Below are 15,556 nucleotides of genomic sequence, written 5' to 3'. Positions count from 1 at the left end.
CAATGAAGTAGCTGGCTTGTTCCAGATGATTTTTCTATTTTCACAAAACGATCACTTAATCACGAGTTTTTCATAAAAATATTTCAATTATGAGATATCTCATTTTCAGTTAAATTGCACAGTTGGTATACTTCTGTCGAATTTATGAGAAAAGAGGAACCGCCATGTACTTAACCAAGTCAAGAACCGCTGTGCTGGCTGCTTTGACGGCCATGATTGTCCTTCTGAGCGGATGCGGGGGAAATACAAACGGGGAAACGAGCGCAAACTCTTCCCAGTCTAAGGGATCGAGCTCAGCGAAAGCTGATAGCTCTTCAGCGAACGTGACCCCGAAGTCTGAAACCTATTTTATCTTCGATACGGTTGTCACGGTCAAAATCTACGATAACAAAGCAGAAAAACAGAACTTTGAGGATATCCGCTCCCTGCTTGAGGATATTGACAGCAAAATTAGCCGGACCAGTGAGGTCAGTGAGATCTCTAAGGTCAACAAGGCCTCAGGCCAAGCGCCGGTGAAGGTCTCTGCCGATACCTTTGAGCTGGTCTCCAAGGCGCTGGACTATGCCCGGCGGACCGATGGACAATTCGACCCGGCCATCGGCAACCTGGTTACACTCTGGAATATTGGCCATGAAGGCGCGCATGTGCCTCCGGCTGATCAGATTGAGAAGGCCCAGAAGCTGTGCGATTATCGCAAGATTCAAATGAAAGCGGAGACGAACGAAATTTACTTGGAAGAGGCCGGCATGAGCATTGACCTAGGCTCTATCGGCAAAGGCTATGCTGCCGATGTTATTGCCGACTATATTACTGGACATGGCTTTAAAAGTGCAATCATTGACCTGGGAGGCAACGTCTTTGCCGTCGGCCAGAAGCTGGGCGGCAAGAACTGGACGATCGGCATTCAGGATCCCGATAAGGAGCGCGGCAATCCGATCGGCAACATTTCAGTCGATAACAAGACCATTGTCACCTCTGGCATCTATGAGCGCTTTTTCATAGAGAACGGCAAGCTCTATCAGCATATTATCAATCCCAAGACGGGCTACCCGGTGGATAACAATCTCAGCAGTGTCACCATTGTGACCGACCGCTCCGCCGATGCGGATGCCTTATCCACCACCACGTTTGTTCTGGGTGTAGATGAAGGCCTTAAATTTGTAGAGAACATTCCGAACACCGAGGCACTGTTTATCACCAAAGATAAGAAGCTGTATGCCACTTCGGGCTTTAAGCAAATGCTGAAGAAGACGAATGACGATTACACTTTTGCTAATTGATGCAAATATGGATAGGTACTAGCAATCTAAACAAAGGCATGAAGTCAGGAAACCCTGACTTCATGCCTTTTGTTTGTCATTATGATTATTGTATTGCTCCTTTCAGTTTGCATTTTATTCCAAAACATAATATGATGTACCTCGTAACACGAAGTAGTCAAAACAGGGAGGGCATTTTATTGGATTTTGATAAAGAGATGTTAAAGGGCTACATCGATGTCATTCTCATGAGTCTACTTCAGGACAAACCGATGTACGGGTATGAAATTGCCAAGAAAGTGCGCGAGATAAGCGGCGGTGCGATGGATATTAAAGAAGCCACCTTGTATATGGCGCTTAAGCGGTTAGAGAAACAAGGACTACTAGAGGCCTTTTGGGGAGAAGACGATGAATCCAGCGGTGGTGGACGGCGCAAATATTATCGGTTGCTGCCGGAGGGACAAGTACGCTTGGAGGAAAGCCAGCGAAGCTGGGCGGTGTTCCGCAACATAATAGATACCTTACTAGGAGGGAATCGATGATGAGATCTGTGAGCTTAACGGCTGAATCTACCCGCCGGATTACAGAATATGTTGACCAGTTGTGCAAGCTGATGAAAGAACCCGCTGGCGAAGTCAATGATTTCCGCGAGGAAATGACAGCCAATCTGATCTCGGGGGTACTGGAGCATATGCAGACCGGGATTAGCGAACAACAGGCGGTAGCTATGGCATTGTCACAGTTTGGCGAAGCCGGTGAAGTCAAACGGGAGCTGGAGAAAATCTACTCGGTCAAAAGGCGTTTTGCCACCGGAGTACTCCGCAGTGCGATCATCCTACTGGTCTTGTCCGCCATCTGCCTAGGGCTGATCATTGGCGTATGGAATGAACGAATGGTACAAAAATTTGCTGAAGATGCCTATCAATTGGTGGAGCAGGAATCAGCGGATCCCTCCAACACTGCTCTATCCCAACCACTTCAGGATAAACTCAAGGCCTGGGTAGATAACACCTGGGGAGTAAAGGGAGTTAGCATCGAGCAATTTGATCGGCCGAAGGCTGAGCCTTCCAGATTGTTTATGTATGCAGCTGATTCAGATACAGAGCAGTGGCTTAATTTCAGCTCGTTTTACCTGGAAATCAAAGGGGGGAAACCTTCCCGACCAGAGCCCAATTTCTTCATCAAGACTACAATTCGCGATATAGCTAGCTCTTCAGCTGCTGAGGAGCCTGTCATTGACGACCATTCTTTCATAGTCAGCGTGGCGGCTACCTATTTTAACTATACCTTTTTCTACAGTCTGGGATTATTCCTGCTCGGCGGCTACTGCCTGCTGTTCACGGTCTGGGCTGGGTTCAACGCATATTATGAAGGCAAGGGCAATATTGGATGGATTGCATTATTTTTGTTGACAAATATTGTGGGTTACGGATTGTATTTGATCTCATGCAGAAGCAGGTATCAAGTTAGAGCTTTATAGGGAAAACAGGAACAAATGACATGAAGTCAAATGAAGGCTAAAGAAGAGCAGTGAGGATAACAACCATCCTAAAAAGGCATGAAGTCAGGAAATCCTGGCTTCATGCCTTTAATTTGTCATTATGATTTATAACACTTTAGATCTGCTGCCAGCCGTCACGCTCCAGGAGGGGGTCAGCACCGGGTCAATGACCCCGGTCTTTCTTACATAATCAGCCAGCACCTCTACCATATCCGCAGGAATATCTCTTACGACCGGCTTATCCCGGAACATGAAATAATCCCCGCCTCCCCCGGCACGGTAGTTGTTCATGACCACATTGAACTCCTCTTCCGGCTTCATTGGAACACCGTTTCTTAAGAGCCGGGTCACCCGTTCTCCCAACGGCCTTGAGATATCGAGGACATATTCGATGCCTTCCCACATATCGTAATTAAAGTGCTGCGGCTTCGGATATAAAAATTCCGGATTTACCACGATATTCCCTTCAGGGTCCAGTGTGAAATAAGCTGCTGATCTCTCCAGCGCCGCCTTGATGTCAGCTCCGCAAAGCTTTAGCACACGCAGCGTATTCGGATATTTATAATTCGTAATAATATCCCGCATCGTAATTGTGGAGCCAAAGCCCGCCGCTTGCTCATCAAACAGGGACGTACAGGACAACTCGGCCCCGCTGACCTCAAGCTGAACCTTGTTCAGCCACTCAACGAAGGGATGCTTCTCTCTCCGGGCAAGCGCTGTATCCGCAATTTGCATCTCTCCCCGCACCTCGCCAATCGGCTGGTCCAGCCATTCCTGCAAGGCTTCCTCTGCCGGAGCAACCCGGCCTAAAATCTCAAAGTCGGCGGCTTGATCCTCACAAGAGCGAAGCTCGGACTGCTTGCGAACTACCATCCAGACCCCGTGCTGTTTGTGCAGGGTTACGGTTACCTTCCCCAGATATTTGCCTTCACTGCTGGGCTGAACCACACTGACGCCACTAATCTCTAAGCCTTCAAGCAGTCTGTGCTGATGACCGGTCAGGAGCACATCGATTCCCGGCACTTCTGTACAAAGTGCATAACCTCTGTTCTCCCCCGTCTGCGGCTCGGTGGGCTCCCCTGACTCGGGGTCACGTTCCAGTCCGCCATGATAGGATACGATGACCAGATCGGCCTCCTCCTGCTGACGCAGGTAAGGCACCCAGCGGCGGGCGGTCTCTACAGGGTCGTCGAACTGAATGCCCGCAATATGCTCGGCCTGTTCCCAGTTCGGGATATAACTTGTAGTAAGCCCCAGAAGGGCTACACGCACTCCGCCAGCAAGCTCCCATATCCGGTAAGGGGTGCCGAACCACGGCTCCCCTGTTCGCTCTGATATAATGTTAGCAGAGAGCCAAGGGAATTTGGAGCCAGCTCTGGCTCGGCGCAAATAGTCGAGGCCAAAATTGAATTCATGATTTCCTGGGACAGCGGCATCATAACGCAGGTAGTTCATACATTCCAACACTGCACTGGGAAGTGAATCATCCACCTTCGCCTGATAATAGGTCAGCGGAGAGCCCTGCAGACAATCCCCGTTGTCAATCAGCAATACCTCAGCCCCTTCTTCCTCCTTCGCCAGTTCCCGTTCTTTGCGAATAACCTCCGCCAGCCGGGCAAGCCCCGAATCAAGCTTCGTCCCATCGGCATAGGAATAGGGCACGATAAATCCATGGACGTCGCTGGTTTCCAGAATAACAATCTTGAGCGCTGGCTGTGCTTGATCTGCCAAATCTGACTCCCCCTTTTTCTTAACAGAACATAAGCCATAACTTTATTTAAAAGACAGATTAATGAAGCAAGGCTGCACTCTTCAGTCTAGCAAAAGTATATTCGGGGAAAGTCAAATACAGCGGCACATGATAAAAAAACATAGAAAAAAGCAGCCCTGCCTGACAGACACGACCGCTTCGCTGGTGACTAAAGTGGATTATCGGTCCTTAACCCCTTTGCCCAGTCGGACCATCCACCAGCCGATCCCGCCAATCCCCAGAATTCCGGCAGCAGCAAATATTAAAAAGTAGGCTAAATGTGGATTCATACCTAATGTTCCTCCTTTTAAAAATAAGAGCCTAGATGCATTTTATTTATTACTTTAATTTTAACCATTTTATAAGTAGACATAAGCAACAAAGGTCCATTTTATGACAAAATTTATTTTCTCTTGCAACAAATAGCCCTATGGTGTATAATAATAAATTGAGTTGTAAACTTCAGTTTTTTCCTCATTAGGCTTTAACCCTCCTAATACCATCACGGTATAAAAACTCCAATTACAATGACCCATTGAAGCAGATGAACTATTCTTACGTTGCAGTTTAGGGCTTCTGCGAAGCAGACTTGAGTTTTTCTAAGTAGTTCTGATTCACACTGGCGCGGTCATCGGAGCCGCAAGGACAAAAGAGAGGTAGGGCTTTTGTTGTTTTAGAATAGTAACGAAGGTTACGGTCTGAATAAGGAATATTAGGACGCCGCCAAGTGTACATGGCAGGTGGTACCTCATTAAATAAATAAACTGAACACTAAGCAAACAGACAGGCATCCCGCGGATGCCTGTCTTCTATTATGTACACAGCCCCTCTAGGGATGAAGCTTGGGGAAGCTGGCCAATCTGTAGTATGATGGGCCTACACAACTTTTGATACTGATGGAGGAATGCGTGTTGCAGTCATTTGAACAAAACCGGGAAGCCTGGAACACAGGTACCTATGAAGCCTGGATTCAGCGCTTTGGCCAGCCTGAGGAGGCTGCCGCCAAGATTAAGGAGACCCCTGCCAAGAGAATTGGCAGCGTGCTGGAGCATATGGGCGAACTTCAAGGAAAAAGAGTGATAAACCTGATGGGCTCTAACGGCAATAAAGCCGTAGCTCTCGCCCTGCTTGGCGCCCGGGTTACCGTAGCCGACTTCTCACATGAGAACGAGCAATACGCTATCAAGCTTGCGGCAGCAGCCGGTGTTCCCCTGGAGTATATCGTGTCCGATGTGCTTCATCTGCCGGAATCAATATATCATGATCCATTTGACATCGTATTTATGGAGTTTGGCATCCTGCATTATTTTATGGATCTCTCTCCCTTATTTCACGTCGTCTCCCGGCTTCTGGCTCCAGGCGGACGGTTGATCCTGCAGGATTTCCACCCGATCTCCACCAAGCTGATCACCTCGCGCGGGACTACAGCTAACATTCGCAAGCATAAGGTCACCGGCGATTATTTCGATACCACGCTTGAGGAGAAGGATATCTCCTTCTATAAATTCCTTCCGGACGAGCATAAAGAGCCTGAAATTCAGAAGGTTCTCTTACGCCACTGGACGCTAGGAGAGATTGTAACCGCCATTGCGGGATCAGGGCTGTTCATTAAGCAGCTGGAGGAGCTGCCCAACCAGTCCTCCGAGGTGTTCGACAAAGGCATTCCGAAGACTTTCACTCTGACCGCTGAGAAATTGTAGAGCGGCATCAGTCTGTAGGCAGGCTTGGAGTTGTCCGTAAGCTCACCAGGAGCTAGACGGACAGCAGCCTCCGACACACATAGCAAGAGGCTTCTCCCTATCGCGGAGAAGCCTCTTTAAATACATCCATTTTTCTACTCTATTTAACACTTAGATTATCCCAGTTCTCTTGAAACTGCTCCAGCATTTCCTCTTTGGTCAGCTTGCCGCCTATATACGCCTGCATGCTGCTGGACAGCTCCTGCGGCATCCCGTTCGGGAGCCGGGTCCAGTTCCAAGTTAGCGTCTTGCCGGCATCCGCGTATTTCTGAATTTCTACCCCCAGGCTGCCAAGGTCCTCTTCAGTGCCCTTAATATTATTCATTGCCGGAATGAACTTAAATTCCTTCGTAATATACTGCTTCCCTATATCCGAGGAGACCATCCAGTTCAAGAAATCCTTAGCCTCCTGCTTCACCGGGGAGTTCTTATTCACAACCCAGTTGCTGGGCACCCCGACATACAGCTTGTCATTGTCCTCTGCCGTATCGTCGATCGGCATCGGCAGAAAGCCCATCTTCAGGTCGGGGTTGATGCCATCCACCTGCACCTGGGTCCAGTTCCCCTGCTGCATCATCGCGGCCTTGCCGGTGGCGAACAAGGTCACCTGGGTGTTGTAATCCGTGGACAGCGGATTGCTGTTGCCGTATTTCACGGTCATATCCAGCAGCCGGGTCCACTTCTGAAACACCTCGTTATCGGCAAATTTCTCCGTACCGTCCGTAAGCCCTTGAATAAAGGCCGCAGGGTCCTTCTGTTGGGCAAAGGCCACATTAATATTGTGATTCCCCAGCACGAACCAGTCCTGATAGCCATCGGCAAATGGGGTAATTCCCGCCGTCTTCAGCTTCTTGCAGGCCTCCTCCAGCTCGCTGATCGTCATCGGCAGCTTGGTAATGCCCGCTTTGGCGAATAGGTCTTTATTATACATGAAGCCGTAGCCTTCCAGATTCATCGGCATGCCGTACAGCTTGCCGTCCACCGTCATTTGCTCTCTGGCCACATCCTTAACCTCTTTCGCCCAAGGCTGGTCGGACAAATCCTCAAGATAGTCCATCCACATATCCCGTTCCACATAGCCGCCGATGGTGAAAATATCAGGCTCTTCTCCCGAGGCGACTTTGGCCTTCAGCGATGCACCATAGTCGCTTCCTCCACCGACTGTCTGGATATCCAGCTTGATATCGGGATGCTCCTTCTCATATTCCGCTTTCAAGCGGTTCAGCGCATCAGAGATCTCCACTTTGAACTGAAAAATATGCACGGTCTTCTTATCGCCGTTATCGTTATTGCTTCCGCAGCCGGATGCCAATACTGCAGTCATCAGCAGCACAAGCCCTAATTTCCAACGTCTCATGGATCATTCTCCTCCTCTTCCTCTATCTCTATCCGCCAGAAACGCTCATCTGATCAGCCCTTGACTGAGCCAGCAGACACCCCTTCGATAATGTACTTCTGCATCGCCAGGAAAAAGATCACCACAGGGGTAATGCCCAGCACTAGTGCTGGCAACGCCAGATCCCACTGCTTCGTATATTGTCCGAAGAAGGTGTACGTTGCGATGGGAATGGTGCGTAAGCCCGGATCCTGCAGGATCAGATAAGGCATAAGGTAGTCATTCCAGATCCAGAGGGTGTTCAGAATGATAACCGTTGCAATAATCGGCTGCATCAGAGGAAGCACCAGCCGGAAGAAGATGCCGTAAGGCGTACTGCCATCCACCCGTCCGGCTTCCTCAATATCAATCGGTACGGATTTAACAAATCCGTGGAACAGAAACACCGTCATCGGTGCCCCAAATCCAAGGTAAGCGATAATAAGTCCGGTACGGCTGTTCATGATGTCCAGCCCACTCAATACCTGCACGAGCGGAATCATAATGGACTGGAAAGGAATGACCATGGCCGCTACAAAGCCCAGGTACAAAATCCGGTTGAACCAGGTCGCCCGGCGCACCATTTTATAAGCTGCCATAGCACAGATCAGGGCAAGCAGCACATTGCTGACCACCGTAATCCATAGCGAGTTCAGAAAAGCCATGGGGAAATCCGTCGCTTTCCAGGCCTCTACGTAATTGTTCCAATGAAAGGCTAACGGCCAGCCGGAAGAGTTGGACAAGATATCCCCATACTCCTTAACCGAGTTCACCAGCAGAAAATAGAAAGGGACCAGAAATATCAGCCCAAGCAGAACAATTACAGCTTCTGTGATAAGCAGGGACGCGCTGTATCTTCTTTCTTTTTTGGGAGTAGCGGGTGACGGAGCAGCGGCACTTGCTGCTCTAGTTGTAGTCGCGGTTGTATTCATTACACCTGAACCTCCTTCCGCTTCGTAGCCCACACCTGAATCATCGAGATGATCGCCACAATCACGAAGAATATAATCGCCTTGGCGGAACCCATACCGTAGCGGCTAAGGGTATACGCTTCATTGTAAATATTGAGCGCGACCGACTCGGTCGCCTTGAACGGCCCGCCCTTGGTCAGTGACAGGTTCAGATCGAACAGCTTGAAAGACCAGGATATAGAGAGAAACAAGCATACCGTTACAGCCGGCATGACGAGGGGAATGGTTACATTTTTGAGCACCTGCCATCTGCCTGCTCCATCCACCTTTGCGGCCTCCAGCAGCCCCTTGGGAACGTTGTTGAGCGCCGAGATGTAGATCACCATCAAATACCCGGCATTCTGCCATACAAATACAATCACAATCGACCAGAATGCCGTGCTCTCTGTCCCCAGCCAAGAAAGATTAAAAAAGGACCAGCCAGTAGCCTGTCCAATGGATGCAAAGCCCCTGACAAAGATAAACTGCCAAATAAAGCCCAGCAGCAGACCTCCAATCACGTGCGGGATAAAGAAGACGGTGCGCATAGCATTTCTCGTAAAGAGCTTGCGAGTTAGAATGTACGCCAGAGCAAAGCCCAGCAGGTTAGTTAGGACTAATCCGAGCACGGTGAATTTTGCAGTAAACCAAAATGAATTCAGAAAGGAAGGGTCCTTAGTAAAGATATGGACATAATTGCGAAGCCCCGTCCATTCTGTATGCTTGGAAATCCCGTTCCAGCTCGTAAAAGAATAATACAATCCCAAAAAGAACGGAACCGCTACGATCACCACAAAAAACAAAGCGGTCGGTCCTACAAAAATAAGCTGTTGAATAAGCTGTGAGCCTCTTTTCTTGTTCATCCGTTCCACCTCTTTTATATGTAATCGTTTTTGTGATCATTTCCCCCTTTCTATACCCTTTCCGGCTTACCTTTGAATCTTGCCCGCTCTCTAGTTCAGACCATCTGGGCAGGAAGCACTTCCCAGGAACGCAGCACAATCCCTTATAGTTCGAGTGAAGAGTCTACTTTGAACAGCCGCCGTTCCCAACTCTCATCCTTCTCATAAATTAGATATTAAAAGGAGGGTGAGACTATTGCCAGAAGCATATTATAATTGCTTGAGATGCAAGAACAGGAAGGTTCGCATCTTGACCGTCGATGGGAAGAGATATGAAGGCACCATTGTGGATGTCGACCATCAGAACGTCTACCTTAGACAAGAAGGAAGACAGCAGGTTCAGACTTCCGCCTTCTATCCTTACGGTTATGGATCTGGAGCTATTCTTACATTAAGCTTGTTCACACTGCTGGCTATCGCATTAATCTAACGCTTAACCGTATAAGACTGCGGCCGCAATCATTCTAATAAAGCACGGATTCTCGGCCTAGAGAGTCCGTGCTTTATTAAAGTTTTAGCGAGAGGGCCACCGCCTGGCTCGCCCTTAGAATTTTATTTTTCCAGCAAATCTGTGTTATTGTGGTATCTGAACAGCTGTAATGCTGATCTTTGTCCTAAAGGAGAGTATCTTGTGAACGGTAAAAAATTCGTCGGATGGTTTGTGTTCGGAGTCATCGCTGCTATAGCGCTATTATTCTGGGGGATGTATTCCTTCTTAACCTATGCCATACATAATTTATAGGAGCAGGAAGAGGCTTCTCACCCCATTTAGCGCGGTGTCCGCATACCCAAAAAAGCGCGATTTCACTCGCAATCGAGATCATCGCGCTCATCCTAGATCTAACCTTCCAGTTGGCATTCGTTGATTGTCTGCAGCTTTCTTTGGTTATATTCATGTTAGGTAGCAAGCTCCCCTTTCTGTCCTTCGAATCCCATTCCTCGAAGCTTATATGACTTCAATAGATCCATAGGCTTTTGCTATTATGCAATGGAGGCCACAACGATGAATAATATTTGGAAACTCATTATTGCGTTTTTCATTGGGAATTTAATCGGAAATTTAACTTACGAGAGATTAGCCGTTTTTCGGTACAACACCCAAAATTCTATATTTTCATTTGAGAATATATTAAAACTGGTTATTAACTTTGTAGTTTCAGTAGCCTTGATTATGATGATTTTTAGTTTAATCAATTATATTGAAAAGAAGATAAAGAATAGGCGTCAAACCAAGTCATAGACATGTCCATCTTCTCATTTGGGCCCAATTAATGGTACCATTGTATCAATTTATTGGAGGTGTCCTATGAAAAGCTAAGTCACCACAAGATATCCTTGCAGCCAAATACCCTAATGAAGTTGTTAAGCTTGTTAAGACAGACGACATTAACGATGACAAGAAGAAAGAATCCTTTATTCTGACGGAATCAGGCAACTTTTATCTGATTAATTCCAAAGGATACGTAGTACTTATTGATACAGGTCTCAATAGTGATTATTTTGATGAAGTAAGCATGAAGATATATTCGGTGACCAGCAAGGAAAAGCATGTTGCTCTCATCGGAACCTACTTGCTATCAAATACGCAGCTGTATGCTTACAGACTTAAGAATGGGACTCTAACTAAGGTTCTGGATCTAACGGGAGATATCGATGTTCAAATTGACAAGAAAGGCAGAGTAGATCAATATTGGAAAAACTACAAACCCGAGGTTGGATGGAATGCTGCCGAAGGGGTCTTCACCTGGAACCCTAAGCTAAATAAGTATAAGGGTTCTGGTGATTTTATTTTAAAGTGAATTACTCTCTATAATAAGTGAAACCAAATAAAAAGACGCGATTCCATAAAGTCCGGAAGCTCGCGTCTTATTTGCTTGGTAAGGATGCTGGTGAAGGGAATTGAACCCCCGGCCTACGCATTACGAGTGCGTTGCTCTACCCCTGAGCTACACCAGCAGGTTATTTCGGCGTCAAACAAAAAATATTATACTCCGATTTTAAAATTATGCAACCCCGAAATAACCGCATGATTCTCTTCCAGCGCATACTAACAGGCTGCTCACAGCTTCTCACGAACAGACCGAAGCTTCTGCTCGGACGAGCCCGCTTTATCCCTGCGGTCATCTATCTTCACCGAAGTGGATACCCGCTGAGCTCCTTCATGAAACGGCGCTTCATGAAGTGCCGTAATGGCAGCGAAGATCCGGTCCAGTGGCCCCTCAATGATCGTGCTCATCGAGGTCAGCTCGTAGCTGATTCCCTCAAGCCCTGACAAGACCCGCTGCATGTGTGCCACATAGGAGCTTAAGCTTGTAGATCCCGTTCCTATCGGGATCACTGTTACCTCTGCAATAGCCATCTTACCCTTCCCCTTTCCAGCCAAATATAGAGTCTCCTTCTATTGTACCAGCCTCTTCTCTCGTTTCCAAAATGAACGGTTGGTGCACCTCCTCTAAGCCACAACTGAAACCGACCCTTAGGACAGCTTTCGCCACAAAAATTCACATTTTCCCGCAGGACAAGCAGGACAAGGCGACCCGGGTTTTCCTCTTCCTCAAGAAGGGGGATTGTACGATTTTCCTCATTTACAAAACACTATATATTGTAGTAGTGTCATAATCAACGACCGACATATAGTGAATAAATGGTAATTAGACACTATTCACGGTTTTTGCAGCGGCTTGGCTTTGAATAACAAAATCGACGGAATGCAGCGTGGTTCTGTCAGCAATATACCTATACATTCCTGCCAGGGATGTATGATTTTTTGCGGCCGTTTGGCCTAGATATGGAAAGGGGAATGTGACGATGGCGCTGAAAAATTATGCCTACAACAATGAGGAGCAAATGCTGGGTGAGATCATGAAGTTGGGTGAAGACATTATCGACAGCCGTGACCTGGAACTCTTGCGGGAAAATGCCAATTTGAACGGGGAAAGCTTCTCTGGCAAGATGAGCAAATTCGGGAGCGAATACGCGAAATGGTACGCAAAGCATTTTATTATGCCGCAGCCTGTCGTAAGTGCGATCGACGACAACTACGTGTACGTTCACGACCTGGATCAATATGCAATTGGGACAACCAACTGCATCTTTATCCCATTCGACAAGCTGCTCCGGGAGGGCTTCAATACCGGTAACGGCAGTGTCCGCCCGCCGAATTCCATCATGACGGCGATGGCTCTGGTTGCAATCATTTTTCAGTCCCAGCAAAATTCCCAATATGGCGGGGTTTCCTCCAACAAGCTGGACCATGACCTCGCCCCATATGTAGCCAAATCCTTCGCGAAGTACTTCCGTAAAGGACTGGATTATTTCGAAGAGCATCCACAAACAGATCTCGGCGACATCTCCATGAGCCGTACCGACCTCAAGGAACGCTATCCGAAGACCTTCCGATATGCTCTTAAGGAGACGGAAATCGAGACCTTGCAGGGAGCCGAGAGTCTGATCCACAACCTGAATACGATGTCCAGCCGGGCCGGGGGGCAAATTCCGTTCACCAGCATTAATTACGGCACATGCACCTCGCCTGAAGGGCAACTGGTTATCGACTCCCTGCTGACCGCGACGATGCGCGGACTTGGCAGCGGAGAGACGCCGATCTTCCCGATTCAGATTTTCAAATGCAAGCAGGGTATCAACCAGGCACCAGGTGAGCCGAACTACCACTTGTTCCTCAAGGCCGCGGAGTGCTCGGCCCGCCGTCTGTATCCGAACTTTGCGAACCTGGATGCGCCGCTGAACCTGCAGTACTACAATCCGGCTGACCCGGATACCGAGTTCGCTACCATGGGCTGCCGGACACGCGTGCTGAGCGACCGATTCGGGCGGAATCATCTGTCCGGCAAAGGAAACTTGTCCTTTAATACGCTTAATTTGGTCAAGCTGGGTCTTGAGCACGGCATCGCCTTAGGCCGCCGCAAGACTGCGGACGAGAAAGGCTTCTATCGCGCTCTGAGTCATTATCTGGAGATTGCCCTGGAGGGACTTCTTCACCGCTTCCGGATTCAGGCTGCCCAGAAGGCCAAGGCATCCGACTTCATGATGCGGGAAGGAGTCTGGGAAGGCGGTGAACAGCTCGGGCCTGAAGATAAGGTTGGAGACCTGCTGAAGCACGGAAGCTTGTCCATCGGGTTCATCGGGCTCGCCGAATGCATGAAGGCCATGTACGGCAAGCATCACGGCGAAGATTCGGCCATCTATGACAAAGCCTTTGCTGTCATTGCTCATCTTCGCGAATACTGTGACCGCAAGAGCGAGGAGCTTAATCTTAATATCACCTTGTTCGCTACACCGGCCGAAGGCTTGTCCGGGAAGTTCACCAAGCGTGACCGGGTAACCTATGGATCGATTGAGGGAGTGACGGACCGGGAGTACTATACGAACTCGTTCCATATTCCCGTGTATTACCCGATCACAGCAGCCCGCAAAATCCAGCTCGAAGCCCGCTTCCATGACCTGTGCAATGCAGGGGCCATCTCTTATATCGAGCTGAACGGCAATGCCCGCAGCAATCCTGCGGCATTTTTAAACATAGTGCAGTATGCCCTCTCACAACAGGTCAGCTACTTCAGCATCAATCACCCGATTGACCGCTGCTCGGCCTGCGGCCATGAAGGCATTATCGGGGCGACCTGCCCTTCCTGCGGCGCCCATGAGAAAGACGTGCACATTCGCCGCTTGCGCCGGGTAACCGGTTATTTGACCGGGGATTTCCAGACCCGCTTCAACAGTGCCAAGCAAGCCGAGGTGCGCGACCGGGTGAAGCATACTCAATGAATATCTGCGGCTATTACCCGGAATCTATCAATGAAGGCGAAGGCCTGAGGGCCGCCATATTCATCAGTGGCTGCAGGCACCGCTGCAAGGGCTGCTTCAGCCCGGCGACCTGGAACTTCAATTATGGCGAACCGTTCACACTGCAAAGGCAGGATGAGATCATTGCCGACATTGCCGCGAATCCGCTGCTTAGCGGACTGAGCATCCTCGGCGGAGATCCCTTCTTCTCTGCACCGGAAGTAAGCGCCTTTGTCGATCGCCTGCTGGACAAGGCCGGGCCTGTCTCCATATGGATCTACACCGGCTACACTTATGAGGAGCTGATCCGGGATACAGCATCACCAGAGTTTGAACTGATGCGCCGCTGCAATGTTCTAGTAGACGGCCGCTTCGAGGAAGCACTGCGCGACCCTTCCCTGCGCTACTGCGGCAGCAGCAATCAGCGGATTATTGATATTGATACCAGCCTAGCAGCAGGCAAGCCCGTGCTATGGACCGAGAAATACTCGTTCCATTCTTGATGCTTCCCGCTCATGAAGCTTACACCTGAATTTCAAGCCTCTATTCCTTCGGCTAAGACCTAAGGAATGGAGGTTTTTTGCGATGAACTCCTTTCATATACAGCACATATTGTTATTAGCCAATGACATGTTGATTTTAAGGCTTTTATTATTCTATATAGAATGAACTAAAGTTTTACATTGAATTTTCTGTTATCACGGCCTAATACGGTCCTATACCGTTCATTTCTTTAGTTCATTCTATATATTTACGAGATAAATCATTTATTACGATAATCATTCACTACATAAAAGGAGTTTTGTTCAAACAAAAGGAATATATCGCAATTACCAATGGGAGAGGATAGACATACCGCCTGAAGGGGGATGAACATACCGTGCATTTAGTTTTTATAGGGGGTGGTCTCTTATTCTTACATAAGTTTTTAAGCATCCTAATAGTCAGCAAGGAACATCGGGAGAAGAAGATCCTAGCCATGAAGAACTCCCCCCTCTATTTGTGGGTGAGCATTATATTTGTCGTTATGACCTTAGCCGTGATTTACATTGGAACCCTATATCATGCTGGGCCCCTGCTGCTTGGACGCGCTTGGATACTTATGATTGTTACATTTCTAACCTTCCGGGCAAGCGTAGAATGAAAGTTGACCCGAGAAGTAAACCAGCTCAGGATATCCATCATTTCAGTGCTGCTCCTATCTTTGAACTTAATATTGTCATTTTTTATTTACTGATAAAAAAAACAGCAGAGCCTCACTCACGCTCTGCCGATTTCCA

Annotated in this window: 14 protein-coding genes and 1 tRNA gene; 9 read left to right on the top strand and 6 right to left on the bottom strand. The window is 48.3% G+C overall.

Going from position 1 to position 15,556, the window contains the following annotated elements; translation table 11 throughout:
- Positions 1–164 precede the first annotated feature (164 nt).
- From DCC85_RS02650 to DCC85_RS02640, 3 genes are all read left to right on the top strand, one after another.
- Complete coding sequence (locus tag DCC85_RS02650) at positions 165–1,280, top strand: FAD:protein FMN transferase (RefSeq protein ID WP_108464182.1); 1,116 nt, start codon at positions 165–167, stop codon at positions 1,278–1,280.
- Between the two features lie 179 nt (positions 1,281–1,459).
- Positions 1,460–1,801 carry a PadR family transcriptional regulator gene (locus tag DCC85_RS02645; protein WP_108467679.1) on the top strand — a complete coding sequence of 114 codons (342 nt, stop codon included), beginning with the start codon at positions 1,460–1,462 and terminating at the stop codon, positions 1,799–1,801.
- Positions 1,798–2,739 (top strand): permease prefix domain 1-containing protein, encoded by a 942-nt coding sequence (locus tag DCC85_RS02640; RefSeq protein WP_159081758.1) that lies wholly within the window; start codon positions 1,798–1,800, stop codon positions 2,737–2,739. The genes DCC85_RS02645 and DCC85_RS02640 overlap by 4 nt, the downstream gene beginning before the upstream one ends.
- Positions 2,740–2,865: 126 nt before the next feature.
- Here DCC85_RS02640 and DCC85_RS02635 read toward each other — a convergent pair whose 3' ends face one another.
- Entirely contained in the window at positions 2,866–4,491 is a 1,626-nt protein-coding gene (locus DCC85_RS02635) for a bifunctional metallophosphatase/5'-nucleotidase (RefSeq protein WP_108464180.1), read from the bottom strand.
- A 930-nt stretch (positions 4,492–5,421) separates the two neighbouring features.
- Between DCC85_RS02635 and DCC85_RS02630 the strand changes: the two genes are divergently transcribed.
- Positions 5,422–6,210, top strand: a complete 789-nt coding sequence (locus tag DCC85_RS02630; protein WP_199909965.1) for a class I SAM-dependent methyltransferase — start codon at positions 5,422–5,424, stop codon at positions 6,208–6,210.
- A 139-nt stretch (positions 6,211–6,349) separates the two neighbouring features.
- On the opposite strand, the gene DCC85_RS02625 is transcribed toward DCC85_RS02630, so the two are convergent.
- From DCC85_RS02625 to DCC85_RS02615, 3 genes are read right to left on the bottom strand one after another with little or no spacing between them, the layout of a single operon-like run.
- Complete coding sequence (locus tag DCC85_RS02625; RefSeq protein ID WP_108464178.1) at positions 6,350–7,606, bottom strand: ABC transporter substrate-binding protein; 1,257 nt, start codon at positions 7,604–7,606, stop codon at positions 6,350–6,352.
- A 53-nt stretch (positions 7,607–7,659) separates the two neighbouring features.
- Positions 7,660–8,556, bottom strand: coding sequence for a carbohydrate ABC transporter permease (locus DCC85_RS02620; protein ID WP_108464177.1), 897 nt, complete (start codon positions 8,554–8,556; stop codon positions 7,660–7,662).
- A complete protein-coding gene (locus tag DCC85_RS02615; protein ID WP_108464176.1) occupies positions 8,556–9,437 on the bottom strand; it encodes a carbohydrate ABC transporter permease in 882 nt (293 codons plus the stop codon). Before DCC85_RS02615 ends, DCC85_RS02620 begins: the two co-directional genes overlap by 1 nt.
- A gap of 235 nt (positions 9,438–9,672) precedes the next feature.
- Between DCC85_RS02615 and DCC85_RS02610 the strand changes: the two genes are divergently transcribed.
- The 3 genes from DCC85_RS02610 (at position 9,673) to DCC85_RS02600 (ending at position 11,275) form a co-directional block, all read left to right on the top strand.
- Positions 9,673–9,906, top strand: a complete 234-nt coding sequence (locus DCC85_RS02610; RefSeq protein ID WP_108464175.1) for an LSm family protein — start codon at positions 9,673–9,675, stop codon at positions 9,904–9,906.
- Between the two features lie 573 nt (positions 9,907–10,479).
- The gene (locus DCC85_RS02605) at positions 10,480–10,716 is read left to right on the top strand and encodes a hypothetical protein (protein ID WP_108464174.1); all 237 of its coding nucleotides are present in this window, start codon (positions 10,480–10,482) and stop codon (positions 10,714–10,716) included.
- A gap of 274 nt (positions 10,717–10,990) precedes the next feature.
- Complete coding sequence (locus DCC85_RS02600; protein WP_108464173.1) at positions 10,991–11,275, top strand: hypothetical protein; 285 nt, start codon at positions 10,991–10,993, stop codon at positions 11,273–11,275.
- Between the two features lie 85 nt (positions 11,276–11,360).
- On the opposite strand, the gene DCC85_RS02595 is transcribed toward DCC85_RS02600, so the two are convergent.
- Positions 11,361–11,432 (bottom strand) — tRNA-Thr (locus DCC85_RS02595).
- 103 nt (positions 11,433–11,535) lie between these two features.
- Positions 11,536–11,835 (bottom strand): MTH1187 family thiamine-binding protein, encoded by a 300-nt coding sequence (locus DCC85_RS02590; protein ID WP_108467678.1) that lies wholly within the window; start codon positions 11,833–11,835, stop codon positions 11,536–11,538.
- 449 nt (positions 11,836–12,284) lie between these two features.
- Between DCC85_RS02590 and DCC85_RS02585 the strand changes: the two genes are divergently transcribed.
- On the top strand, positions 12,285–14,258 hold the full coding sequence (locus DCC85_RS02585) for an anaerobic ribonucleoside triphosphate reductase (RefSeq protein WP_108464172.1): 1,974 nt from the start codon (positions 12,285–12,287) through the stop codon (positions 14,256–14,258).
- Positions 14,255–14,779 (top strand): anaerobic ribonucleoside-triphosphate reductase activating protein, encoded by a 525-nt coding sequence (gene nrdG / locus DCC85_RS02580; protein WP_108464171.1) that lies wholly within the window; start codon positions 14,255–14,257, stop codon positions 14,777–14,779. The genes DCC85_RS02585 and nrdG overlap by 4 nt, the downstream gene beginning before the upstream one ends.
- Positions 14,780–15,556 lie beyond the last annotated feature (777 nt).

Source organism: Paenibacillus sp. CAA11, from assembly GCF_003060825.1.
GTDB lineage: Bacteria > Bacillota > Bacilli > Paenibacillales > Paenibacillaceae > Fontibacillus.
Note: the sequence above shows the minus strand (reverse complement) of the source record. Positions and strands in the feature narration are given on the sequence as shown.

Coding starts and splice junctions, on each gene's coding strand:
- DCC85_RS02615 (WP_108464176.1), bottom strand. CDS start 9,437: ATGAACAAGAAAAGAGGCTCACAGCTTATTCAACAGCTTATTTTTGTA.
- DCC85_RS02605 (WP_108464174.1), top strand. CDS start 10,480: ATGAATAATATTTGGAAACTCATTATTGCGTTTTTCATTGGGAATTTA.
- DCC85_RS02650 (WP_108464182.1), top strand. CDS start 165: ATGTACTTAACCAAGTCAAGAACCGCTGTGCTGGCTGCTTTGACGGCC.
- DCC85_RS02590 (WP_108467678.1), bottom strand. CDS start 11,835: ATGGCTATTGCAGAGGTAACAGTGATCCCGATAGGAACGGGATCTACA.
- nrdG (WP_108464171.1), top strand. CDS start 14,255: ATGAATATCTGCGGCTATTACCCGGAATCTATCAATGAAGGCGAAGGC.
- DCC85_RS02640 (WP_159081758.1), top strand. CDS start 1,798: ATGATGAGATCTGTGAGCTTAACGGCTGAATCTACCCGCCGGATTACA.
- DCC85_RS02625 (WP_108464178.1), bottom strand. CDS start 7,606: ATGAGACGTTGGAAATTAGGGCTTGTGCTGCTGATGACTGCAGTATTG.
- DCC85_RS02600 (WP_108464173.1), top strand. CDS start 10,991: ATGAAGATATATTCGGTGACCAGCAAGGAAAAGCATGTTGCTCTCATC.
- DCC85_RS02620 (WP_108464177.1), bottom strand. CDS start 8,556: ATGAATACAACCGCGACTACAACTAGAGCAGCAAGTGCCGCTGCTCCG.
- DCC85_RS02585 (WP_108464172.1), top strand. CDS start 12,285: ATGGCGCTGAAAAATTATGCCTACAACAATGAGGAGCAAATGCTGGGT.